General features: G+C 37.7%; 27 protein-coding genes and 1 other annotated feature. All 27 genes read left to right on the plus strand.

All coding sequences use genetic code 11. The annotated features are described in order from the left end of the window. The first annotated feature begins 11 nt into the window (after window positions 1-11). The 27 genes from rplA (at window position 12) to rpsH (ending at window position 22628) form a co-directional block, all read left to right on the plus strand. Window positions 12-701 carry a 50S ribosomal protein L1 gene (gene rplA, locus OEV82_RS06075; RefSeq protein ID WP_173660739.1) on the plus strand — a complete coding sequence of 230 codons (690 nt, stop codon included), beginning with the start codon at window positions 12-14 and terminating at the stop codon, window positions 699-701. A 55-nt stretch (window positions 702-756) separates the two neighbouring features. Beyond that, window positions 757-921, plus strand: a sequence feature (ribosomal protein L10 leader region). Window positions 922-959: 38 nt separating this feature from the next. Beyond that, window positions 960-1463 carry a 50S ribosomal protein L10 gene (gene rplJ / locus OEV82_RS06080; protein WP_173660738.1) on the plus strand — a complete coding sequence of 168 codons (504 nt, stop codon included), beginning with the start codon at window positions 960-962 and terminating at the stop codon, window positions 1461-1463. Window positions 1464-1500: 37 nt separating this feature from the next. Further along, on the plus strand, window positions 1501-1866 hold the full coding sequence (gene rplL, locus OEV82_RS06085) for a 50S ribosomal protein L7/L12 (protein WP_173660737.1): 366 nt from the start codon (window positions 1501-1503) through the stop codon (window positions 1864-1866). Window positions 1867-2000: 134 nt separating this feature from the next. After that, complete coding sequence (locus tag OEV82_RS06090) at window positions 2001-2621, plus strand: class I SAM-dependent methyltransferase (RefSeq protein WP_263061334.1); 621 nt, start codon at window positions 2001-2003, stop codon at window positions 2619-2621. A 314-nt stretch (window positions 2622-2935) separates the two neighbouring features. Next, window positions 2936-6496 (plus strand): DNA-directed RNA polymerase subunit beta, encoded by a 3561-nt coding sequence (rpoB, locus tag OEV82_RS06095; RefSeq protein ID WP_173660734.1) that lies wholly within the window; start codon window positions 2936-2938, stop codon window positions 6494-6496. A gap of 117 nt (window positions 6497-6613) precedes the next feature. Then, on the plus strand, window positions 6614-10216 hold the full coding sequence (rpoC, locus tag OEV82_RS06100) for a DNA-directed RNA polymerase subunit beta' (RefSeq protein ID WP_263061336.1): 3603 nt from the start codon (window positions 6614-6616) through the stop codon (window positions 10214-10216). Window positions 10217-10538: 322 nt separating this feature from the next. Then, window positions 10539-10787, plus strand: a complete 249-nt coding sequence (locus OEV82_RS06105; RefSeq protein ID WP_263061337.1) for a 50S ribosomal protein L7ae-like protein — start codon at window positions 10539-10541, stop codon at window positions 10785-10787. Window positions 10788-10885: 98 nt separating this feature from the next. Continuing rightward, window positions 10886-11299 carry a 30S ribosomal protein S12 gene (rpsL, locus tag OEV82_RS06110; RefSeq protein ID WP_263061338.1) on the plus strand — a complete coding sequence of 138 codons (414 nt, stop codon included), beginning with the start codon at window positions 10886-10888 and terminating at the stop codon, window positions 11297-11299. Between the two features lie 59 nt (window positions 11300-11358). Then, the gene (rpsG, locus tag OEV82_RS06115; protein WP_173658512.1) at window positions 11359-11829 is read left to right on the plus strand and encodes a 30S ribosomal protein S7; all 471 of its coding nucleotides are present in this window, start codon (window positions 11359-11361) and stop codon (window positions 11827-11829) included. A 78-nt stretch (window positions 11830-11907) separates the two neighbouring features. Continuing rightward, a complete protein-coding gene (gene fusA / locus OEV82_RS06120) occupies window positions 11908-13986 on the plus strand; it encodes an elongation factor G (RefSeq protein WP_263061339.1) in 2079 nt (692 codons plus the stop codon). Between the two features lie 128 nt (window positions 13987-14114). Then, window positions 14115-15302, plus strand: coding sequence for an elongation factor Tu (tuf, locus tag OEV82_RS06125; RefSeq protein WP_263061340.1), 1188 nt, complete (start codon window positions 14115-14117; stop codon window positions 15300-15302). A gap of 343 nt (window positions 15303-15645) precedes the next feature. After that, the gene (rpsJ, locus tag OEV82_RS06130) at window positions 15646-15954 is read left to right on the plus strand and encodes a 30S ribosomal protein S10 (protein WP_173658892.1); all 309 of its coding nucleotides are present in this window, start codon (window positions 15646-15648) and stop codon (window positions 15952-15954) included. A 21-nt stretch (window positions 15955-15975) separates the two neighbouring features. Further along, a complete protein-coding gene (gene rplC, locus OEV82_RS06135; protein WP_173658890.1) occupies window positions 15976-16605 on the plus strand; it encodes a 50S ribosomal protein L3 in 630 nt (209 codons plus the stop codon). Between the two features lie 25 nt (window positions 16606-16630). Next, window positions 16631-17254, plus strand: coding sequence for a 50S ribosomal protein L4 (rplD, locus tag OEV82_RS06140; protein ID WP_263061341.1), 624 nt, complete (start codon window positions 16631-16633; stop codon window positions 17252-17254). Then, the gene (gene rplW / locus OEV82_RS06145) at window positions 17251-17538 is read left to right on the plus strand and encodes a 50S ribosomal protein L23 (protein ID WP_173658894.1); all 288 of its coding nucleotides are present in this window, start codon (window positions 17251-17253) and stop codon (window positions 17536-17538) included. The genes rplD and rplW overlap by 4 nt, the downstream gene beginning before the upstream one ends. 26 nt (window positions 17539-17564) lie before the next feature. Continuing rightward, window positions 17565-18395, plus strand: a complete 831-nt coding sequence (gene rplB, locus OEV82_RS06150) for a 50S ribosomal protein L2 (RefSeq protein ID WP_173658886.1) — start codon at window positions 17565-17567, stop codon at window positions 18393-18395. 60 nt (window positions 18396-18455) lie between these two features. Then, complete coding sequence (gene rpsS / locus OEV82_RS06155) at window positions 18456-18734, plus strand: 30S ribosomal protein S19 (protein WP_173658884.1); 279 nt, start codon at window positions 18456-18458, stop codon at window positions 18732-18734. An 18-nt stretch (window positions 18735-18752) separates the two neighbouring features. Continuing rightward, complete coding sequence (rplV, locus tag OEV82_RS06160; RefSeq protein WP_263061342.1) at window positions 18753-19094, plus strand: 50S ribosomal protein L22; 342 nt, start codon at window positions 18753-18755, stop codon at window positions 19092-19094. A 3-nt stretch (window positions 19095-19097) separates the two neighbouring features. After that, window positions 19098-19754 (plus strand): 30S ribosomal protein S3, encoded by a 657-nt coding sequence (gene rpsC / locus OEV82_RS06165; protein WP_263061343.1) that lies wholly within the window; start codon window positions 19098-19100, stop codon window positions 19752-19754. A 2-nt stretch (window positions 19755-19756) separates the two neighbouring features. Further along, window positions 19757-20191, plus strand: a complete 435-nt coding sequence (gene rplP, locus OEV82_RS06170; protein ID WP_173658878.1) for a 50S ribosomal protein L16 — start codon at window positions 19757-19759, stop codon at window positions 20189-20191. Then, complete coding sequence (gene rpmC, locus OEV82_RS06175) at window positions 20181-20381, plus strand: 50S ribosomal protein L29 (protein ID WP_161920929.1); 201 nt, start codon at window positions 20181-20183, stop codon at window positions 20379-20381. The genes rplP and rpmC overlap by 11 nt, the downstream gene beginning before the upstream one ends. A 21-nt stretch (window positions 20382-20402) precedes the next feature. Further along, window positions 20403-20666 (plus strand): 30S ribosomal protein S17, encoded by a 264-nt coding sequence (gene rpsQ / locus OEV82_RS06180; protein WP_173658876.1) that lies wholly within the window; start codon window positions 20403-20405, stop codon window positions 20664-20666. A 39-nt stretch (window positions 20667-20705) separates the two neighbouring features. After that, complete coding sequence (gene rplN, locus OEV82_RS06185; RefSeq protein WP_173658874.1) at window positions 20706-21074, plus strand: 50S ribosomal protein L14; 369 nt, start codon at window positions 20706-20708, stop codon at window positions 21072-21074. Window positions 21075-21112: 38 nt separating this feature from the next. Continuing rightward, on the plus strand, window positions 21113-21421 hold the full coding sequence (rplX, locus tag OEV82_RS06190) for a 50S ribosomal protein L24 (RefSeq protein ID WP_173658872.1): 309 nt from the start codon (window positions 21113-21115) through the stop codon (window positions 21419-21421). Window positions 21422-21449: 28 nt separating this feature from the next. Next, complete coding sequence (gene rplE, locus OEV82_RS06195; RefSeq protein ID WP_173658870.1) at window positions 21450-21989, plus strand: 50S ribosomal protein L5; 540 nt, start codon at window positions 21450-21452, stop codon at window positions 21987-21989. A 24-nt stretch (window positions 21990-22013) separates the two neighbouring features. Then, entirely contained in the window at window positions 22014-22199 is a 186-nt protein-coding gene (rpsN, locus tag OEV82_RS06200; protein WP_003348599.1) for a 30S ribosomal protein S14, read from the plus strand. A 30-nt stretch (window positions 22200-22229) separates the two neighbouring features. After that, entirely contained in the window at window positions 22230-22628 is a 399-nt protein-coding gene (gene rpsH / locus OEV82_RS06205; protein WP_173658868.1) for a 30S ribosomal protein S8, read from the plus strand. The last annotated feature ends 17 nt before the right edge of the window (window positions 22629-22645 follow it).

Below are 22645 nucleotides of genomic sequence, written 5' to 3' on the forward strand. Positions count from 1 at the left end.
GGAGGATCATTATGGTAAAAAGAGGTAAAAAATACATTGAAGCTTCTAAACTAGTTGATCGTTCAAAATCTTATGATGCAACTGAAGCGATTGAACTAGTAAAGAAAATTAATTTTGTAAAATTCGATGCTTCCGTAGAAGTAGTTTATCGTTTAGGTATTGATACAAGAAAAAATGACCAACAAATCCGTGGCGCAGTTGTTTTGCCTAACGGAACAGGAAAAACTCAACGCGTTTTAGTGTTCGCAAAAGGTGAAAAAGCTAAAGAAGCTGAAGCTGCAGGTGCAGATTATGTTGGTGAAGCTGAATACATTGAAAAAATCCAAGATGGTTGGTTCGATTTTGACGTAATCGTAGCTACTCCAGACATGATGGGTCAAGTTGGTAAACTTGGTCGCGTTTTAGGACCTAAAGGTTTAATGCCAAACCCTAAAACTGGTACAGTTACTTTTGACGTTGAAAAAGCAGTTAAAGAAATTAAAGCAGGTAAAGTGGAATATCGTGCTGACAAAGCTGGAAACGTTCATGTTCCAATCGGAAAAGTTTCCTTTGATGCAGAAAAACTTCACGAGAACTTAAAAACGATTCATGATGTAATTGTTAAAGCGAAACCTGCAGCTGCTAAAGGAACATATATGAAAAACATTGTTATTAGTTCAACTATGGGCCCTGGTGTTAAAGTTAACCCTGATTCTATCTAAAAATTGGAAGTTGACTTACAAAAAGGGCTATGCTAATATTAAGCTCGTGAGTTAAAAATAAATAACATTTATACCGTAGACAGTAGGTGCTGCAACCCAGCTTAATTTCCTACCGAGGTAGTGAAATATAAACGTATATAACTAGTGTGACTAGTTATTATGTCGCCGTTTTACTATAAAACCTCCTGTCTATTGGACATGGAGGTTTTATTTGTTTATCCGGTATAGATGTGACATCATCAACTGGGAGGTGTAAATATGTCAAGCGCAATCCTTGAACAAAAGAAACAGTTAGTAGAAGAAATTACAGAAAAATTTAAATCAAGCGTATCAACAATTATTGTTGATTACCGTGGTTTAAATGTTGCTGAAGTAACTGAACTTCGTAAGCAATTACGTGAAGCGGGTGTTGAGTTTAAAGTGTTCAAAAACTCATTAACTCGCAGAGCTGCTGAAGCGGCTGGATTAGAAGGTTTGAATGATGTGCTTGTTGGGCCGAATGCTATTGCATTTAGCACAGAAGATGTTGTGGCTCCGGCAAAAATCTTAAACAACTTTGCGAAAGATCATGAAGCTTTAGAAATTAAAGCGGGTGTTATTGAAGGTAACATTACAACTGTTGAGGAAGTTAAAGCTCTTGCAGAACTTCCATCAAGAGAAGGTTTACTTTCAATGCTGCTTAGTGTACTACAAGCTCCAATTCGCAACTTTGCACTTGCTGCAAAAGCTGTTGCTGATCAAAAAGAAGAACAAGGCGCTTAATATAAATAATATTAACTAAAAATAGGAGGAAAAGAGAATGACTAAAGAACAAATCATTGAAGCTGTTAAAAATATGACAGTCTTAGAATTAAACGAATTAGTTAAAGCAATTGAAGAAGAATTTGGTGTAACTGCTGCTGCTCCTGTAGCTGTAGCTGGTGCTGTTGCAGGTGGTGCTGCAGAAGCAGAACAAACAGAATTTGATGTTGTATTAGCAAACGCTGGTTCACAAAAAATCAAAGTTATTAAAGTTGTTCGTGAAATCACTGGTCTTGGACTTAAAGAAGCAAAAGAACTTGTTGATAATGCTCCAAAACCACTTAAAGAAGGCGTTTCTAAAGAAGAAGCAGAAGAACTTAAAGCTAAACTTGAAGAAGTTGGCGCTGAGGTAGAAGTTAAATAATTCATCTTCTTCTTAAGATTGAATAAAAATTCTCACAACAAAAGCTCGCTGAATAAAGCGAGCTTTTTTTAAAATTTGTTATTATATGTATTGCCACCTTTCAAAACCTTGCAAAGTTATGAGGTGAATATATATTGGCAGAACATTATTTTACAAAAAAACCAACGACAACAAGCGCTCCTAAAAAGTGGACGTATACTTTAAAGGGGAATGTCTTTCGATTTACAACAAATCGAGGGGTTTTCTCAAAAAATGAAGTAGATTTTGGTTCGCGATTACTGATAGAAAGTTTCGAGGATCCAGAAATACAAGGTCCTATTTTGGATGTCGGCTGTGGCTATGGCCCGATAGGATTAGCCCTAGCTAAGTCATTCCCTAAGCGACTTGTACATATGATAGATATTAATGAGCGTGCTATTCAGTTGGCTTTGGAAAATGCAAAGAACAACGAAGTGAATAATGTAAAAATTTATGAAAGTTATTTGTTTGATAATGTAAAAGAGGAATCTTTTGCGGCTATAGTTACGAATCCACCTATTCGTGCAGGAAAAAAAGTTGTTCATGATATTTTTGAGAAAAGCTTGAATTATCTAAAACACGAAGGAACTCTTTGGGTTGTTATTCAGAAAAAGCAAGGTGCACCATCGGCAAAGAAAAAATTAGAAGAATTGTTTAATGAAGTACATATTGTACGTAAAGAGAAAGGTTACTTTATTTTAAAGGCGAAAAAAATTGACTCTATGACAGGTGTATGATAATATATCTTAATGCCAACATATATTTTCCTATTTACCCATTAAATAGTTGTTCTAGTATATATATATCATAAAATGGGAAAAATAGAATAAATAAGGACTATGTTTTTTGTGGTTTTCTTAGGAAACCTTTTATTTTTTGTGATTCAAAAGCTAAGGCTTTTAAAAACGAACAAATTGCTGAGTTCTTCTCGTCAATTGTTTAGTTTTAAAAAGCTATTGCTTTATAAAATATAAAATGCCATGTACATAAATTCATGGCATATATACATGATTATGCATTTCCAAAATGTTTGATTTGAGGGGTGAATCAGTTGACAGGTCAACTAGTTCAGTATGGACGGCACCGCCAACGGAGAAGCTATGCCAGAATTCGTGAGGTTTTAGAATTACCGAATTTGATTGAAATTCAAACAGCTTCTTATCAATGGTTCCTTGATGAAGGTTTGAGAGAAGTCTTCCATGATATTTCTCCTATTGAGGATTTTACAGGAAACCTGTCTCTCGAATTCATTGATTATGATTTGGGAGAACCAAAATATTCTGTAGATGAATCAAAGGAGCGTGATGTTACATACGCAGCACCATTAAGGGTGAAAGTCCGTTTAGTTAACAAAGAAACCGGAGAAGTTAAGGACCAAGAAGTATTCATGGGAGATTTCCCATTGATGACAGAAACAGGTACCTTTATTATAAATGGTGCCGAACGTGTTATTGTTTCCCAATTAGTTCGTTCCCCTAGTGTCTATTTTAGTTCCAAGCTAGATAAAAATGGTAGACATGGATATTCTGCCACAGTTATCCCGAATCGTGGGGCATGGCTAGAATTTGAAACAGATGCAAAGGATGTAGTTTATGTAAGGATTGACCGTACTCGAAAATTACCAATTACTGTATTGTTACGTGCATTAGGTTTCGGGTCGGATCAAGAAATCATTGAATTGATTGGGGATAATGAATATTTAAGAAATACCCTCGAAAAAGATAACACCGATAATTCAGAAAAAGCGTTAATTGAAATATATGAACGCCTTCGTCCGGGTGAACCACCAACTGTAGAAAATGCAAAAAGTCTACTTATTGCTCGGTTCTTTGATCCAAAACGTTATGACTTGGCTAGTGTAGGTCGTTACAAAATGAATAAAAAACTGCATATTTCACAACGCCTTTTCGGTCATACGTTAGCTGAAACGCTTGCCGATCCGGAAACTGGTGAAATTATTGCAGAAAAAGGAACAATTTTAGATCGTCGTACACTTGATAAAATAATGCCATTTATAGAAAAAGGTGTTGGGTTTAAACGGTTCGATCCGGTTGGTGGCGTATTAGAAGATGAAATATTGATTCAATCTATTAAAGTCTACGCTCCAAATGATGATGAAGAAAAAGAAATTAACATCATTAGTAATGCAAACGTCAGCGAAGATGTAAAACATATTACGCCGGCAGACATCGTTGCTTCAATAAGCTATTTCTTTAACCTTTTACATGGCGTAGGGAGAACGGATGATATTGACCATTTAGGAAATCGCCGTTTACGCTCTGTTGGTGAATTGTTACAGAACCAATTTAGAATTGGACTTTCTCGAATGGAACGTGTCGTTCGTGAAAGAATGTCAATCCAAGACACAAATACAATTACACCGCAACAGTTAATTAATATTCGCCCTGTAATTGCAGCTATTAAGGAATTCTTTGGAAGCTCACAGTTGTCACAATTTATGGACCAAACCAATCCATTAGCGGAACTAACTCATAAGCGTCGTCTATCTGCTTTAGGACCAGGTGGATTGACACGTGAACGAGCTGGTTTCGAAGTACGTGACGTTCACTATTCTCACTACGGTCGTATGTGTCCAATTGAGACACCAGAAGGACCGAACATCGGATTAATTAACTCACTTTCAACGTTTGCGAAAGTAAATAAGTTTGGATTCATTGAAACACCGTATCGAAAGGTAGATCATGAAAACCGTAGAGTGACAGATGAAATTCATTATATGACTGCGGATGAAGAAGATAACTATGTAGTTGCTCAGGCAAACGCACTTCTAGATGACGAAGGTAATTTCTTAGAAGATGAAGTGTTTGCTCGTTTCCGTGGCGAGAACTTAGTTGTTCCTATTGAACGTGTAGATTATATGGACGTTTCACCTAAACAAGTTGTATCTGCAGCGACAGCATGTATACCGTTCCTTGAAAACGACGACTCGAACCGTGCGTTAATGGGAGCGAACATGCAGCGTCAAGCTGTCCCATTATTAAAACCAGAAGCTCCAATTGTTGGTACGGGTATGGAACATGTAAGTGCAAAAGATTCTGGTGCAGCCGTTATTTGTAAACATGACGGTATTGTAGAACATGTTGAAGGAAAAGAAATACGTGTGCGTCGAATTTCTGAGGTAGATGGACAAGAAGTAAAAGGTGATCTAGACCGTTATGTTGTTCATAAATTTGTTCGTTCGAATAATGGCATGTCCTTCAACCAACGTCCGATTGTCAAAGTTGGAGACCGCGTGAAAAAAGGTGAAATATTAGCGGATGGTCCGTCAATGGATAAAGGTGAGCTTGCTTTAGGTCGAAATGTTCTTGTCGCTTTCACAACATGGGAAGGATATAACTATGAAGACGCGATTATTATGAGTGAGCGACTCGTGAGAGATGATGTGTATACATCTATTCATATTGAAGAATATGAATCTGAATCACGTGATACAAAACTCGGTCCAGAGGAAATTACTAGAGATATTCCGAACGTTGGTGAAGATGCTCTACGTAATCTAGATGAACGAGGGATTGTTCGTATTGGTGCAGAAGTTAAAGACGGAGATTTATTAGTCGGAAAAGTTACACCAAAAGGGGTAACGGAGTTAACTGCTGAAGAACGTCTACTTCATGCCATATTTGGTGAAAAAGCTAGAGAAGTCCGTGACACGTCTTTACGTGTGCCACACGGCGGAGGCGGAATTGTTCATGATGTAAAAGTGTTCAATCGTGCCGATGGTGATGAATTACCTCCGGGTGTTAACCAATTAGTCCGTGTCTATATTGCACAGAAACGAAAAATTCAAGTCGGCGATAAAATGGCGGGACGTCACGGAAATAAGGGTGTTATATCAAGAGTATTACCTGAGGAAGATATGCCGTTTCTACCAGATGGAACACCGATTGATATTATGTTAAATCCACTAGGGGTTCCTTCTCGTATGAATATCGGGCAAGTTATGGAATTGCACTTAGGTATTGCAGCAAAATATCTTGGTATCCATGTTGCGACACCAGTATTTGACGGTGCGACAGATGAAGATATTTGGAATACTTTAAAAGAAGCTGGTTTGTCTAGCGATGGTAAAACGGTCTTGTACGATGGGCGTACGGGAGAACCGTTTGATAACCGTGTTACAGTGGGTATCATGTATATGATTAAACTTGCTCACATGGTTGATGATAAATTACACGCACGGTCAACGGGACCATATTCACTTGTAACTCAACAACCGTTGGGTGGTAAAGCTCAATTTGGTGGACAACGTTTCGGTGAGATGGAAGTTTGGGCGCTAGAAGCATATGGTGCAGCCTATACTTTACAAGAAATTCTTACTGTTAAATCCGATGATATCGTTGGTCGTGTTAAAACTTATGAAGCGATTGTTAAAGGTGAAAATATACCAGAACCGGGTGTTCCAGAGTCCTTCAAAGTATTAATGAAGGAGTTACAGAGTTTAGGACTGGATGTCAAAATATTATCTGGAGACAAGAAAGAAATTGATATGAAAGATTTAGAAGATGATGATCATAGTCAACAATCAGATACTTTAAATATTCAATCAGAAAATGATAAAAAGGAATCTGAAAAAGTAGGTGTCAGCGAGTAATATGAAAAATGAAAAACTCAATATGTACAGATTCTAAGAATTTGTCTATTGGGTTTTTCTTCTTTCATTTATTTATGCTCACGGGATAAACCCTTACGATTAAAGGAGGTCAGCCCCTTGCTTGACGTAAATAATTTCGAATATATGAAAATTGGTCTTGCTTCACCCGATAAAATTCGTTCTTGGTCCTATGGTGAAGTAAAAAAACCCGAAACCATTAACTATCGTACATTAAAACCCGAAAAGGATGGTTTGTTCTGTGAACGCATCTTTGGTCCTACAAAGGACTGGGAATGTCATTGTGGAAAATATAAACGTGTACGTTATAAAGGTGTTGTATGTGACCGTTGTGGTGTTGAGGTTACTCTTTCAAAAGTACGTCGTGAAAGAATGGGACATATTGAACTAGCGGCACCAGTGTCTCATATTTGGTATTTTAAAGGGATACCAAGCCGAATGGGCTTAGTTCTTGATATGTCACCTCGTGCACTAGAAGAAGTAATTTATTTTGCTTCATATGTAGTAACTGAACCGGGAAATACATCTTTAGAGAAAAAACAACTATTGTCTGAAAAAGAATATCGCTCCTATCGTGAAAAGTATGGCAATAAATTCCAAGCTGGCATGGGAGCAGAAGCAATTAAAAAACTGCTGCAAGACATTGATTTAGAAAAAGAAAGTGCTACATTAAGAGAAGAGTTAGAAACAGCACAAGGTCAAAGAAGAACTCGTGCAATTAAAAGATTAGAAGTTATTGAAGCATTCCGTAATTCTGGAAACAAACCAGAATGGATGATTTTAGAAGTATTACCGGTAATTCCACCTGAGTTACGACCAATGGTGCAATTAGATGGTGGCCGCTTTGCCACATCTGATTTAAACGATTTATACCGTCGTGTGATTAATCGTAATAATCGATTAAAACGTCTATTAGATCTTGGTGCACCTAGTATTATTGTTCAAAACGAAAAACGCATGTTGCAAGAAGCGGTTGATGCATTAATTGATAACGGTCGCCGTGGTCGACCTGTCACTGGACCTGGTAATCGCCCTTTAAAATCCTTGTCTCATATGCTAAAAGGAAAACAAGGCCGATTCCGTCAAAACTTACTTGGTAAACGTGTTGACTATTCTGGTCGTTCCGTAATTGTTGTTGGTCCGAGTTTAAAAATGTATCAGTGCGGCCTACCAAAACAAATGGCAATTGAACTATTTAAGCCATTCGTAATGAAAGAATTGGTAGAAAAAGGGTTAGCCCATAATATTAAATCAGCTAAACGTAAAATTGAACGTCTAGATCCTGTAATTTGGGATGTTTTAGAAGAAGTCATTAAAGAACATCCAGTAATGTTAAACCGTGCACCTACACTTCACAGATTAGGTATCCAAGCGTTCGAACCTGTGTTAGTGGAAGGAAAAGCTATTCAGCTTCATCCACTTGTATGTACTGCGTTTAACGCGGACTTTGATGGAGACCAAATGGCTGTACACGTACCATTATCTGCTGAAGCACAAGCAGAAGCACGTTTACTCATGCTTGCAGCACAAAACATTTTAAACCCGAAAGATGGAAAACCGGTTGTAACACCATCACAGGATATGGTTTTAGGGAACTATTACCTAACTCTTGAACGTGAAGGTATGATCGGTGAAGGTATGGTGTTTAAAGATCGTGAAGAGGCGTTAATCGCCTATCAAAATGGTTATGTACATTTACACACTCGTGTTGCTGTACATGCTGGATCTCTCAACAATCCAACCTTTACTGAAGAACAAAATAAGAAATTATTAATAACGACAATTGGTAAGTTGATTTTCAATGAAATCTTACCAAAGTCATTCCCATATATTAACGAACCGACAAGGGAAAATCTTGAAGAGGCAACTCCGGAGAAATACTTTATTTCACCGACTGAAAATGTAAAAGAGGCAATAGCTTCAAAAGAACTAATACCACCATTTAAGAAAGGGTATTTAGGTAAGATTATTGCTGCTGTATTTAAGCGATACAAAATTACTGAAACATCGAAAATGCTTGACCGCATGAAAGATTTAGGATTTAAATATTCAACGAAATCAGGTATTACGATCAGTATTGCGGATATTGTCGTTTTGGATGAAAAGAACACTATTTTAGACGAAGCTCAAGTGAAAGTTGATAATGTTTTAAAACAATTCCGTAGAGGTTTAATCACGGACGATGAACGTTATGATCGAGTGATATCAATATGGAGTGCGGCGAAGGACCGTATCCAAGAAAGATTGATGAAGTCACTGGATAGGCTGAATCCAATCTATATGATGAGTGATTCAGGTGCCCGTGGTAATGCATCGAACTTTACACAGTTAGCGGGTATGCGGGGACTCATGGCAGATCCTTCCGGACATATCATTGAATTACCGATTAAATCAAGTTTCCGTGAAGGGCTAACAGTATTGGAATACTTTATTTCTACGCACGGTGCTCGGAAAGGACTTGCTGATACGGCGCTTAAGACAGCCGACTCAGGTTACTTAACGAGACGACTTGTCGATGTTGCACAAGATGTGATTGTCCGTGAAGAGGATTGTGGTACAGACCGTGGTATTGAAGTTTCTGCCATTTATGATGGAACAGAGGTTATTGAAGCACTTGAAGAACGTCTAGTTGGAAGATATGCAAGAAAGACAGTTCGTCATCCTGAAACAGACGAAATCATTGTAAGGCAAAACGAATTAATTACTGAAGACATTGCGAAAGAAATTGGAAAAGCAGGAATTGAATCAGTATGGATTCGTTCCGCGTTTACTTGCAATACTCGTCACGGAATTTGTAAAAAATGTTACGGTTACAACTTAGCTACTGGTCAAGAGGTAGAAGTTGGAGAAGCAGTCGGTATTATTGCTGCTCAATCGATTGGAGAACCAGGAACACAGCTTACTATGCGTACATTCCATACCGGTGGGGTTGCAGGAGACGATATTACACAAGGTCTTCCGAGAGTCCAAGAGTTGTTCGAAGCTCGAAATCCTAAAGGTCAGGCAATCATTTCAGAAATTGACGGTGAAGTCACAGCAATTAATGAAGGTAAAGATCGTCAACAAGAAATCACTGTGACAAATGCAATTGAATCTAGAACTTACAGTGCACCTTATACAGCTCGGTTAAAAGTTTCAATCGGAGATCAAGTGACTCGTGGTCAAGAGTTAACAGAAGGTTCAATTGATCCGAAGGAATTACTAAAGGTGTCGAATGTAGAAGCTGTTCAACAGTACTTGCTTCATGAAGTCCAACGAGTTTATCGAATGCAAGGGGTTGAAATCGGCGACAAACACATTGAAGTTATGGTTCGACAAATGCTACGCAAAGTCAGAGTGATCGATTCCGGAGAAACAGATGTATTACCAGGAACACTAATGGATATACATCAATTTACTGATGCCAATAAACAAGCACTACTGGAAGGTAAAACACCTGCGACGGGTAAACCAGTGCTGCTTGGTATAACAAAAGCGTCACTAGAAACAGAGTCATTCTTGTCTGCTGCTTCTTTCCAAGAAACTACACGTGTCTTAACAGATGCAGCAATTAAAGGCAAAACTGATGAACTTCTAGGCCTCAAGGAGAATGTCATTATTGGTAAACTCGTTCCAGCAGGAACAGGAATGCAAGTTTACCGTAAAGCAGAAACGAAAAAAGTAAATACAGAACTGGAACAACAACCGGTAACTGTAGAATGATAGAGAAGGGGCTGTCCTATAAGTCCTAAGAAATATTTGTGGTGGAAATTGGCGACAACTTAGATAACAATGTAGTATTAAGATTCTCTTAGGATTAGCAAGTATACGAATCTTTAGACCTTCTCAGCTAGAATGTTGAGAAGGCTATTCCAAACCATTTGCCTGCCAATGATAAACTGCAAGAATTTAGTAGATGTGACTTTATGGACAACCCCCAACTAAACTTTTTATCTTTTTCAAAATTCGAGTTGACATTAAAAAACAAAGATGCTAATATATTTTAGGTAATTCCAAAAAACCTGTTGCTTTGGAGGATAGTAAAATGTCTAATGATAAAGTTAAACAGGATAAAAAAGTTGTAGTTGGAAAAAAACAAACAGCAAAAGCTTTAAAATCAGGCGATGTTGAAACTGTAATTATCGCCAAGGATGCTGATCCTAACATTATACAAGAAATTAAGGATTTGGCAAAAGAGCGAAATGTTCCAATCAAATATGCTGAATCTATGAAAAAATTAGGTAAAGCATGTGGGATTGATGTTGGAGCAGCGGCAGTTGCTGTACTAAATTAACTAGGTGGAATGTAGTGTTTTAAACTACAAATTATTTTTGCCCAAAAATGAACCACCTGGATGTGTGGGCTTAAAAATATAAGAAGGGAGGATATAAAATGCCTACAATTAACCAATTAGTACGTAAACCTCGTAAAGCAGTTAAAGGGAAATCAAAATCTCCAGCCCTTAATAAAGGCTACAATAGCTTCAAAAAAGTTCAAACAAATGTTTCATCACCACAAAAACGTGGAGTATGTACACGTGTGGGTACGATGACACCGAAAAAACCGAACTCAGCATTACGTAAATATGCTCGTGTTCGTTTATCCAACGGTATCGAGGTTACGGCTTATATTCCTGGTATCGGCCACAACTTGCAAGAACACAGCGTTGTTCTAATTCGTGGTGGACGTGTAAAAGACTTACCAGGGGTACGTTATCATATTGTTCGTGGTGCGTTAGACACTGCTGGTGTAGAAAATCGTAAACAAGGCCGTTCTAAATACGGAACTAAAAAACCAAAAAATTAAATATTAAAAAAGTAGTTCATGATAAAGATATGAAATACTTTTGAAAGGAGGAAAAAAGAATGCCACGTAAAGGTCCGGTTGCTAAAAGAGATGTATTACCAGATCCAATTTATAATTCAAAACTAGTAACACGTTTAATCAACAAAATTATGATTGATGGTAAAAAAGGTAAAGCACAAACTATTCTTTACACAGCTTTCGATATCATTAAAGAACGTACGGGTAAAGATCCAATGGAAGTGTTCGAACAAGCATTAAAAAATGTAATGCCTGTATTAGAAGTTCGTGCACGTCGCGTTGGTGGTGCTAACTATCAAGTACCAGTTGAAGTACGTCCAGACCGTCGTACTACATTAGGATTACGTTGGTTAGTAAATTACGCTCGTCTTCGTGGTGAGAAAACAATGGAAGAGCGTTTAGCTAACGAAATTATGGATGCAGCAAATAATACTGGTGCTTCCGTTAAGAAACGTGAAGACACTCATAAAATGGCTGAAGCTAACAAAGCGTTCGCTCATTATCGTTGGTAATCAAATTATAAATCAATTTACTTGTAAAACTATATTAAAATAAAAAACGATTACTCTAATATGGAAGGAGAAATAGGGATGCCAAGAGAGTTCTCCTTAGAAAAAACTCGTAATATTGGAATTATGGCCCATATCGATGCAGGTAAAACGACAACTACCGAACGCATCCTTTTCTATACAGGCCGTATCCATAAAGTTGGTGAAACACATGAAGGTGCTTCCCAAATGGACTGGATGGAACAAGAGCAAGAACGCGGTATTACGATTACTTCTGCTGCTACAACGGCACAGTGGAAGGGTCACCGTGTAAATATTATTGACACTCCAGGACACGTAGACTTTACAGTTGAGGTTGAGCGCTCCTTACGCGTTCTTGATGGTGCAGTAACAGTACTCGATGCCCAATCTGGCGTTGAACCGCAAACAGAAAATGTTTGGCGCCAAGCAGACACTTATGGAGTACCTCGAATTGTTTTTGCCAATAAAATGGACAAAATCGGTGCTGATTTCTTATATTCTGTTAAAACTTTACATGATCGTTTACAAGCAAATGCGCATCCAATTCAATTACCAATTGGTGCAGAAGATCAATTCGAAGGTATTATTGATCTTGTTAAAATGAAAGCTTATTTCTACGGTAATGATCTTGGTACTGAGATAAGTGAAGGAGAAATTCCTGATGAATATAAAGACCAAGCAGAAGAATACCGTGCGAGATTAATTGAAGCTGTTGCAGATTTAGATGAAGAACTAATGATGAAATACTTAGAAGGGGAAGAAATTACAGTTGACGAGCTAAAAGCGGCTATCCGTAAAGCAACTGTAAATGTTGAATTATTCCCTGTTCTATGTGGCTCAGCTTTCAAAAACAAAGGTGTACAATTAATGCTAGATGCAGTAATTGATTATTTACCATCACCTGTTGATATTCCTGCGATAAAAGGTATCGATCCAGATACTGAAGAAGAGATTGAACGTCATTCTAGCGATGATGAACCATTCTCTGCACTTGCGTTTAAGGTTATGACTGACCCATTTGTTGGAAAACTTACATTCTTCCGAGTGTACTCCGGAACATTAAAATCCGGTTCGTATGTATTTAATTCAACAAAGGGTAAACGCGAACGTATTGGCCGTATTCTACAAATGCATGCAAATCACCGTGAAGAGATATCTGAAGTATTCTCAGGTGAGATTGCGGCTGCTGTAGGTTTGAAAGATACAACTACTGGTGATACGCTATGTGATGAAAAGAATCATGTTATTCTAGAATCCATGGAGTTTCCTGAACCAGTTATTCATGTTGCGATTGAACCAAAATCAAAAGCTGACCAAGATAAAATGTCGACAGCTTTACAAAAACTTCAAGAAGAAGATCCAACATTCCGTGCACATACAGATGAAGAAACAGGTCAAACCATTATTGCTGGTATGGGTGAACTACATTTAGATATCATCGTTGACCGTTTAAAACGTGAATTTAAAGTTGAAGCAAATGTAGGTGCACCACAAGTTGCATACCGCGAAACATTTAAAACTTCAGCACAAGTTGAAGGTAAATTTGTTCGTCAATCTGGTGGTCGTGGTCAATACGGACATGTATGGATCGAATTCACTCCTAATGAGCCAGGAGCAGGATTCGAATTTGAAAATGCCATCGTTGGTGGGGTAGTTCCTCGTGAATATGTACCTGCAGTACAAGCGGGTCTAGAAGATGCTATGCAAAATGGTGTCTTAGCTGGCTATCCTTTAGTTGACATTAAAGCTAAACTTTATGATGGATCTTACCACGATGTTGACTCAAGTGAAATGGCATTTAAAGTTGCTGCTTCTCTTGCATTAAAGAACGCAGCAGAAAAATGTAACCCAGTTCTTCTTGAGCCTATTATGAAAGTAGAAGTTGTTATTCCAGAAGAATATATGGGCGATATTATGGGTGATATTACTTCCCGTCGCGGCCGTGTTGAAGGTATGGAAGCACGCGGTAATGCTCAAGTAGTTAAAGCAATGGTACCTTTAGCAGAAATGTTTGGATATGCAACATCATTACGTTCCAATACACAAGGTCGTGGAACATTCACTATGGTTATGGATCACTTCGAAGAAGTTCCAAAAGCAATCGCGGATGAAATTATCAAAAAAAATAAAGGTGAATAATTGATTTTATAAACCGAATCTTGTATAACTACTATTGTAAGTTAATTTTGCTGTAGGAATGGCTAATCCATTCCTTACAGCTACATATAATAAAAAAGTTATTGAATATTAAAGGAGGATATATCCTAATGGCTAAAGAAAAATTTGACCGTTCTAAACCACACGTAAATATTGGTACAATTGGTCACGTTGACCATGGTAAAACTACATTAACTGCTGCTATTACAACTGTATTAGCAAAATCTGGTAAAGCAGAAGCTCGTGGATACGATCAAATCGACGGAGCTCCTGAGGAAAAAGAACGTGGTATTACAATTTCTACATCTCACGTAGAATACGAAACAGAAAATCGTCACTATGCACACGTTGACTGCCCAGGACACGCTGACTACGTTAAAAACATGATCACTGGTGCTGCTCAAATGGACGGTGCTATTCTAGTAGTTTCTGCTGCTGATGGTCCAATGCCACAAACTCGTGAACACATTCTACTTTCTCGCCAAGTAGGTGTTCCATACATCGTTGTATTCTTAAATAAATGTGACATGGTTGATGATGAAGAACTATTAGAATTAGTTGAAATGGAAGTTCGTGACTTACTATCAGAATATGACTTCCCAGGTGATGATATTCCAGTAATTAAAGGTTCTGCATTAAAAGCATTAGAAGGCGAAGCAGAATGGGAAGAAAAAATTCTTGAATTAATGTCTGCAGTTGACGAATATATTCCAACTCCAGAACGTGACACTGACAAACCATTCATGATGCCTGTTGAGGACGTGTTCTCTATCACTGGTCGTGGTACTGTTGCAACTGGTCGTGTTGAACGTGGTACAGTTAAAGTTGGAGACGAAGTAGAAATTGTCGGTCTTGCTGATGAAGCAAGAACAACAACTGTAACAGGTGTTGAAATGTTCCGTAAACTTCTAGAACAAGCTGAAGCTGGTGACAACATCGGTGCACTTCTTCGTGGGGTTTCACGTGACGAAGTAGAACGTGGTCAAGTTCTTGCTAAACCAGGTTCTATCAAACCACATACTAAATTTACAGCTCAAGTTTACGTATTAACGAAAGAAGAGGGTGGACGTCATACTCCATTCTTCTCTAACTACCGTCCACAATTCTACTTCCGTACAACAGACGTTACCGGTACAATCAATCTACCAGAAGGTGTAGAAATGGTTATGCCTGGTGACAACGTAGAAATGACTGTAGAACTAATTGCTCCAGTTGCGATTGAAGAAGGTACTAAATTCTCAATTCGTGAAGGTGGACGTACTGTAGGTGCAGGATCAGTTTCATCTATCATTGAATAATTAAAGTTAAAAAATATTTCTAATTAAGAAAGACAGATGAATTTCATCTGTCTTTCTTTTATTAAGATGTATTAAGATGTATATGTAAAACATTGCTAGTTTAAATTCGCCAAAGTATATATTGAATTCGCCTAAAAAGATATGTATAATATAAAAGTCCGTGTTATTTATATATAATGGAATTTAAGTTGCATGAACTTATTCTTTTATGTATAATAGTTATTGTTGACTTTTAAAGCGATGAAGTGAAAGGTTGCTGACACACCCGGCCGCTTTGCCATGGCCTGTGTGCAGGAAATTTTCATGGAGAAGTCTTGGAATTAGGCGAAAAGGAGGGAAAATAATGGCAAAACAAAAAATCCGTATTCGATTAAAAGCTTTCGATCATCGAATTCTTGATCAATCTGCAGAAAAGATTGTTGAAACTGCAAAACGTTCTGGTGCTTCTGTAAGTGGCCCAATCCCATTACCAACAGAAAAAAGTGTATACACAATCTTACGTGCAGTTCATAAATACAAGGATTCGCGTGAACAATTTGAAATGCGTACACATAAACGTTTAATTGATATTATTAATCCAACACCACAAACTGTTGATGCTTTAATGCGTTTAGATTTACCGTCTGGTGTTGACATTGAAATTAAATTATAAAAACAATAGGAGGTGTGACTTATGACCAAAGGAATCTTAGGTAGAAAAATTGGTATGACACAAGTTTTCCTTGAAAATGGTGATTTAGTGCCTGTAACAGTTGTTGAGGCATCACCAAACGTAGTTCTTCAAAAGAAAACTGTTGAAACAGATGGATACAATGCTATCCAATTAGGTTACGGAGAAAAACCAGAAAGATTAGCTAACAAACCAGAAAAAGGACATGCAGATAAAGCGAATACCACTCCTAAGCGCTTCATCAGTGAGATTAGAGATGTAAACGTAGACGAGTATGAACTTGGTCAAGAAGTCAAAGTAGATATTTTTGAAAGTGGAAATATTGTTGATGTAACAGGAATTTCAAAAGGTAAAGGTTTCGCAGGTTCTATTAAACGTCACGGACAAGGTCGTGGGCCAATGTCTCACGGTTCTCGTTACCATCGTCGCCCTGGTTCAATGGGTCCAGTAGATCCAGCCAGAGTATTTAAATCTAAAAAATTACCAGGTCGTATGGGTGGAGATCAAATCACAATCCAAAACCTTGAAATTGTAAAAGTAGATCCAGAAAGAAACCTACTTTTAATTAAAGGAAACGTTCCTGGTCCGAAAAAATCATTCTTAAAAATTAAAACTGCAGTAAAAGTAAAATAATCTTATAGGAAAGGAGGACAAAGGAATGCCAAAAGTAACACTTTATAACCAAACCGGATCACAAGTTGGTGAAATTGAACTTAATGATTCTGTTTTCGGTATTGAACCAAATAATCACGTGATGACTGAAGCAGTAATTGCGTTACGCGCTTCTGCTAGACAAGGTACACACAAAACAAAAAACCGTTCTGAAGTAAGTGGTGGCGGACGTAAACCTTGGAGACAAAAAGGTACTGGACGTGCTCGTCAAGGTTCTATTCGCGCTCCACAATGGCGCGGAGGGGGTACAGTATTCGGTCCTGTACCAAGAAGTTATGCATATAAGTTACCTAAAAAAGTACGTCGCTTAGCAATTAAATCTGCATTATCTTCAAAAGTGATAGAAAATAGTTTAGTTGTTCTTGAAGATTTAAAATTTGAAGCACCAAAAACAAAAGATTTTGTTGCGGTTCTTAAGAATTTATCTGTAGATTCTAAAGCATTAGTTGTTACTTCAGCTGAGAATGAAAATGCGTTCTTATCCGGACGTAACATTCCTGGTGTGAAAGTTGTAGCTGCAAATGAGTTTAATGTTATTGATGTATTAGGTCATGATACGTTAATCATGACAAAAGACGCTGTTGAAAAAGTAGAGGAGGTGCTAGCATAATGGATGCACGTGATGTAATCAAGCGCCCCGTAATTACTGAACGTTCAATGGATATTTTAAACGATCGTAAATATACATTTGAAGTTGACTTAAAAGCTAATAAAACAGAAGTCAAGCAAGCTGTTGAGGAAATATTCGGTGTAAAAGTTGAAAAAGTAAACATTATGAACTATAAAGGTAAGTTCAAAAGAATGGGAAGATATGCCGGATATACAAACAAACGTCGTAAAGCAATTGTAACCTTAACAGAAGACAGTAAAGAAATTGAAATTTTTAATGCGTAAAGCTAATAGAAAAGGAGGGAAATATAATGGCGATTAAACATTACAAACCGACCTCTAACGGACGTCGTAATATGACAGTTTCTGATTTTAGTGAAATCACGACTGATCAACCTGAAAAAACATTGTTGCGTCCATTAAATAAAAAGGCTGGACGTAATAGTCAAGGTAGAATCACTGTTCGTCATAAAGGTGGAGGTCATAAACGCCAATATCGTTTAATTGATTTCAAACGTGATAAAGATGGCATACCAGGACGCGTTGCCACTATTGAATACGATCCAAACCGCTCTGCGAACATTGCATTAATCCATTATCATGATGGTGAAAAACGTTATATCTTAGCTCCTAAGGGATTAAAAGTTGGTACAGATATTATGTCTGGTCCAGAAGCAGATATCAAAGTTGGTAATGCTTTACCATTAGCTAACATCCCTGTAGGTACTGTAGTTCATAACATAGAATTAAAACCTGGTAAAGGTGGACAATTAGTACGTTCTGCTGGAACAAGTGCACAAGTACTTGGTAAAGAAGGTAAATACGTTTTAGTGCGTCTTGCTTCTGGTGAAGTTCGTATGATTTTAGCAGCTTGCCGTGCCACTATTGGTCAAGTAGGTAATGAACAACACGAATTAATTAATATTGGTAAAGCAGGTCGTTCTCGTTGGTTAGGCAAACGTCCAACGGTTCGTGGATCTGTTATGAACCCTAATGATCACCCACATGGTGGTGGTGAAGGTAGAGCACCAATCGGTCGTAAGGCACCTGTTTCACCTTGGGGTAAACCAGCACTTGGTCTTAAAACTCGCAAGAAAAATAATAAATCTGATAAATTTATCGTTCGTCGTCGTAAAAAATAATCTGATTGGGCTACGGTTCAAACGTAGAACCGTAGGGCAATCACGAAGGGAGGTTCACTCATGGGTCGTAGCTTAAAAAAGGGACCTTTTGTAGATGATCATTTAATGAAAAAAATAGAGGCTTTAAACGAAAGTGGTAAGAAACAAGTGATTAAAACATGGTCACGTCGTTCAACTATTTTCCCAGCGTTTATCGGTCATACTATCGCTGTATATGATGGACGCAAACATGTACCTGTATACATTACTGAAGATATGGTAGGACATAAACTTGGTGAGTTCGCACCAACCCGTACGTATAAAGGTCATGCTGCTGATGATAAGAAAACAAGACGTTAATGAGAGGAGGGCAAATCCATGGAAGCAAAAGCTGTAGCAAAAACAGTTCGTATTGCGCCTCGTAAAGCTCGCTTAGTAATTGATTTAATTCGCGGCAAAGAAGTAGGCGAAGCAATTGCGATTTTAAAATATACGCCTAAAGCTGCATCTCCGATCGTAGAAAAAGTGCTTAAATCTGCGATTGCCAATGCAGAACATAACTATGAAATGGATGTAAATAACCTTGTAGTTTCTAAAGCTTTCGTTGATGAAGGTCCAACATTGAAACGTTATCGTCCACGTGCTCAAGGACGCGCTTCACAAATCAACAAACGTACTAGCCACATTACAATCGTGGTATCTGAAAAGAAGGAGGGATAGTTAGTGGGTCAAAAAGTTAATCCAATTGGTATGCGTGTTGGGATTATCCGTGATTGGGAATCCAAATGGTATGCTGAAAAAAACTATGCAGATCTTTTACATGAAGATATTAAAATACGTGAATACATTGAAAACCGTCTAAAAGATGCTTCTGTATCTGGAATTGAAATCGAACGCGCTGCAAACCGTGTAAATATCACAATCCATACAGCAAAACCAGGAATGGTTATCGGTAAAGGTGGTTCAGAAGTAGAAGCGCTTCGTAAATCACTAAACGCTTTAACTGGTAAAAAAGTTCACATCAACATTGTAGAAATTAAAAAAGCAGATCTAGATGCTAAACTAGTTGCTGATAATATTGCTCGTCAGTTAGAAAATCGTGTTTCATTCCGTCGTGCACAAAAACAAGCAATTCAAAGAACTATGCGCGCCGGTGCAAAAGGTATTAAAACTCAAGTTTCTGGTCGTCTAGGCGGAGCAGATATCGCTCGTGCTGAACATTATAGTGAAGGAACAGTTCCACTTCATACTTTGCGTGCTGATATTGACTATGCTCATTCAGAAGCAGACACTACTTATGGTAAATTAGGTGTCAAAGTATGGATTTATCGTGGTGAAGTCCTTCCAACTAAGAAAAAATCCGAGGAAGGAGGAAAATAACAATGTTAATGCCTAAACGTGTTAAGTATCGTCGTCAACATCGCGGAAAAATGCGTGGACGCGCAAAAGGTGGTACAGAAGTAAACTTCGGTGAATTTGGTCTTCAAGCTCAAAGTTCATCTTGGGTTACAAACCGCCAAATTGAAGCTGCACGTATTGCAATGACTCGTTATATGAAACGTGGAGGAAAAGTTTGGATTCGTATTTTCCCTCATAAACCTTATACTGCAAAACCACTTGAAGTTCGTATGGGTTCCGGTAAAGGGGCTCCTGAAGGATGGGTAGCAGTAGTAAAACCTGGTAAAGTTATGTTTGAAATTGCTGGAGTTTCTGAAGAAGTAGCGCGTGAAGCGTTCCGTCTTGCGTCACATAAACTTCCTGTAAAAACAAAATTTGTAAAAAGAGAAGAAATTGGTGGTGAAGTAAATGAAGGCTAAAGAAATCCGTGATTTAACCACTGCCGAAATTGAACAAAAGATCAAATCATTAAAAGAAGAACTTTTCAATCTTCGTTTCCAATTGGCTACTGGTCAACTTGAAAATACAGCGCGTATTCGTGAAGTTCGTAAATCTATTGCTCGTATGAAAACAGTTATTCGTGAACGTGAGATCGGTATAAATAACTAATGCTCGAGAGGAGGTAAGGTAATGAGTGAACGCAACCAACGTAAAGTTTACACAGGGCGTGTTGTTTCAGACAAAATGGATAAAACCATTACCGTTTTAGTTGAAACATATAAGAAACATCCTCTTTATGGTAAACGTGTAAAATATTCTAAAAAATATAAAGCTCATGATGAATTAAATGAAGCGAAAATTGGCGATATTGTTCAAATCATGGAAACTCGTCCACTTTCTGCAACAAAGCGTTTCCGTTTAGTGAAAATCGTTGAAAAATCAGTTGTTATTTAATGAGTGTAATAGTGTTTATTCCGAAAGGAGGTTAACGTAATGATCCAACAAGAAACACGTATGAAAGTAGCGGATAATTCAGGTGCTCGTGAAGTATTGACCATTAAAGTTTTAGGCGGCTCTGGTCGTAAATACGCTAATATTGGTGATGTAGTTGTTGCAACTGTTAAATCTGCAACACCAGGAGGCGTTGTTAAAAAAGGAGACGTCGTTAAAGCTGTAGTTGTTCGGACAAAACGCGGAGTGCGCCGTAATGACGGTACTTATATACGATTTGATGAAAATGCATGTGTTATTATTCGTGATGATAAGAGCCCACGTGGAACTCGTATTTTCGGACCTGTTGCACGTGAATTACGTGATAACAACTTCATGAAAATTGTTTCACTAGCTCCAGAAGTACTGTAACTAAATTATGCTTTATGCCATGCAGGGAGGTGCGAACTATGCATGTAAAAAAAGGTGACAAGGTTAAAGTTATCACTGGTAAAGATAAAGGAAAGACTGGTGTTATTTTAAAAGCTTTACCTAAAAAAGATCGTGTAATCGTTGAAGGTGTAAATATTGTTAAGAAGCATGCAAAACCTTCTCAAGATAATCCACAAGGTGGAATTATTGAAATGGAAGCTCCAATTCATGTTTCTAACGTTATGATTATAGATCCAAAAACTGGAGAACCAACTCGTATTAGTTATAAATTTGAAGATGGTAAAAAAGTACGTATAGCTAAAAAATCAGGTGCGGTATTAGATTAATTCATAGTGAAGAAGGGAGGTACATCTTATGAACCGCCTAAAAGAAAAATATTTAAATGAAATTGTTCCAAGTTTAATGGAAAAATTCAATTATAAATCTGTTATGCAAGTACCAAAAGTAGAAAAAATCGTTATCAACATGGGTGTTGGTGACGCAGTTCAGAACGCAAAAAACTTAGATATGGCTGTTGAAGAATTAACTTTAATTACAGGTCAAAAACCAGTTGTAACAAGAGCTAAAAAATCAATCGCTGGATTCCGTTTACGTGAAGGTATGCCAATCGGATGTAAAGTTACACTTCGTGGTGAGCGGATGTATGACTTTTTAGATAAACTTGTTTCAGTATCTTTACCACGTGTACGTGATTTCCGTGGCGTTTCTAAAAATGCTTTTGACGGAAGAGGTAACTACACATTAGGTATTAAAGAACAACTGATTTTCCCTGAAATTGATTACGATAAAGTTTCTAAAGTACGCGGTATGGACATTGTTATTGTAACAACTGCAAATACAGATGAAGAGTCTCGTGAGCTATTGACTCAATTAGGTATGCCGTTTAAAAAGTAATCAATCTATAAAGGAGGCGAAATCGTGGCCAAAAAATCAATGATCGCGAAACAAAAGCGTAAACCAAAATTTAAAGTGCAAGAATATACACGTTGTGAACGTTGTGGCCGTCCACATTCTGTTTATCGCAAATTCAAATTATGCCGAATTTGTTTCCGTGAATTAGCCTATAAAGGTCAAATCCCTGGTGTTAAAAAAGCTAGCTGGTAATGAAACAGTGTTGGGAAGGAGGTAAAATATATGGTAATGACAGATCCAATTGCAGATCTTTTAACACGTATCCGTAATGCAAATATGGTACGTCATGAAAGTTTAGAAGTACCAGCATCAAAACTTAAAAAGGATATTGTAGAAATCCTTAAACGTGAAGGTTTTATTCGTGATGCTGAATATATCGAAGATAACAAACAAGGTATTATCCGTATTTTCTTAAAATACGGTCCAAATAATGAACGTGTAATTACTGGTCTAAAAAGAATCTCTAAGCCTGGTTTACGTGTATATGCAAAAGCTGACGAAGTACCTAAAGTATTGAACGGTCTAGGTATTGCAATCATCTCTACATCAAGTGGTGTATTGACAGATAAGGAAGCTCGTGCACAAAAAGTAGGCGGAGAAGTATTAGCTTACGTATGGTAATCTATTGTTGAATGGAG

Origin of the sequence: Pallidibacillus thermolactis (assembly GCF_025660415.1) — a bacterium.
GTDB classification, from domain to species: Bacteria; Bacillota; Bacilli; order Bacillales; family Caldibacillaceae; genus Pallidibacillus; species Pallidibacillus thermolactis.

Excerpts from the sequence above, each read along its gene's own strand:
- rplA (WP_173660739.1), top strand. The coding sequence starts at position 12 with ATGGTAAAAAGAGGTAAAAAATACATTGAAGCTTCTAAACTAGTTGAT.
- rplJ (WP_173660738.1), top strand. The coding sequence starts at position 960 with ATGTCAAGCGCAATCCTTGAACAAAAGAAACAGTTAGTAGAAGAAATT.
- rplL (WP_173660737.1), top strand. The coding sequence starts at position 1,501 with ATGACTAAAGAACAAATCATTGAAGCTGTTAAAAATATGACAGTCTTA.
- OEV82_RS06105 (WP_263061337.1), top strand. The coding sequence starts at position 10,539 with ATGTCTAATGATAAAGTTAAACAGGATAAAAAAGTTGTAGTTGGAAAA.
- rpsL (WP_263061338.1), top strand. The coding sequence starts at position 10,886 with ATGCCTACAATTAACCAATTAGTACGTAAACCTCGTAAAGCAGTTAAA.
- rpsG (WP_173658512.1), top strand. The coding sequence starts at position 11,359 with ATGCCACGTAAAGGTCCGGTTGCTAAAAGAGATGTATTACCAGATCCA.
- fusA (WP_263061339.1), top strand. The coding sequence starts at position 11,908 with ATGCCAAGAGAGTTCTCCTTAGAAAAAACTCGTAATATTGGAATTATG.
- tuf (WP_263061340.1), top strand. The coding sequence starts at position 14,115 with ATGGCTAAAGAAAAATTTGACCGTTCTAAACCACACGTAAATATTGGT.
- rpsJ (WP_173658892.1), top strand. The coding sequence starts at position 15,646 with ATGGCAAAACAAAAAATCCGTATTCGATTAAAAGCTTTCGATCATCGA.
- rplC (WP_173658890.1), top strand. The coding sequence starts at position 15,976 with ATGACCAAAGGAATCTTAGGTAGAAAAATTGGTATGACACAAGTTTTC.
- rplD (WP_263061341.1), top strand. The coding sequence starts at position 16,631 with ATGCCAAAAGTAACACTTTATAACCAAACCGGATCACAAGTTGGTGAA.
- rplB (WP_173658886.1), top strand. The coding sequence starts at position 17,565 with ATGGCGATTAAACATTACAAACCGACCTCTAACGGACGTCGTAATATG.
- rpsS (WP_173658884.1), top strand. The coding sequence starts at position 18,456 with ATGGGTCGTAGCTTAAAAAAGGGACCTTTTGTAGATGATCATTTAATG.
- rplV (WP_263061342.1), top strand. The coding sequence starts at position 18,753 with ATGGAAGCAAAAGCTGTAGCAAAAACAGTTCGTATTGCGCCTCGTAAA.
- rplP (WP_173658878.1), top strand. The coding sequence starts at position 19,757 with ATGTTAATGCCTAAACGTGTTAAGTATCGTCGTCAACATCGCGGAAAA.
- rpmC (WP_161920929.1), top strand. The coding sequence starts at position 20,181 with ATGAAGGCTAAAGAAATCCGTGATTTAACCACTGCCGAAATTGAACAA.
- rpsQ (WP_173658876.1), top strand. The coding sequence starts at position 20,403 with ATGAGTGAACGCAACCAACGTAAAGTTTACACAGGGCGTGTTGTTTCA.
- rplN (WP_173658874.1), top strand. The coding sequence starts at position 20,706 with ATGATCCAACAAGAAACACGTATGAAAGTAGCGGATAATTCAGGTGCT.
- rplX (WP_173658872.1), top strand. The coding sequence starts at position 21,113 with ATGCATGTAAAAAAAGGTGACAAGGTTAAAGTTATCACTGGTAAAGAT.
- rplE (WP_173658870.1), top strand. The coding sequence starts at position 21,450 with ATGAACCGCCTAAAAGAAAAATATTTAAATGAAATTGTTCCAAGTTTA.
- rpsH (WP_173658868.1), top strand. The coding sequence starts at position 22,230 with ATGGTAATGACAGATCCAATTGCAGATCTTTTAACACGTATCCGTAAT.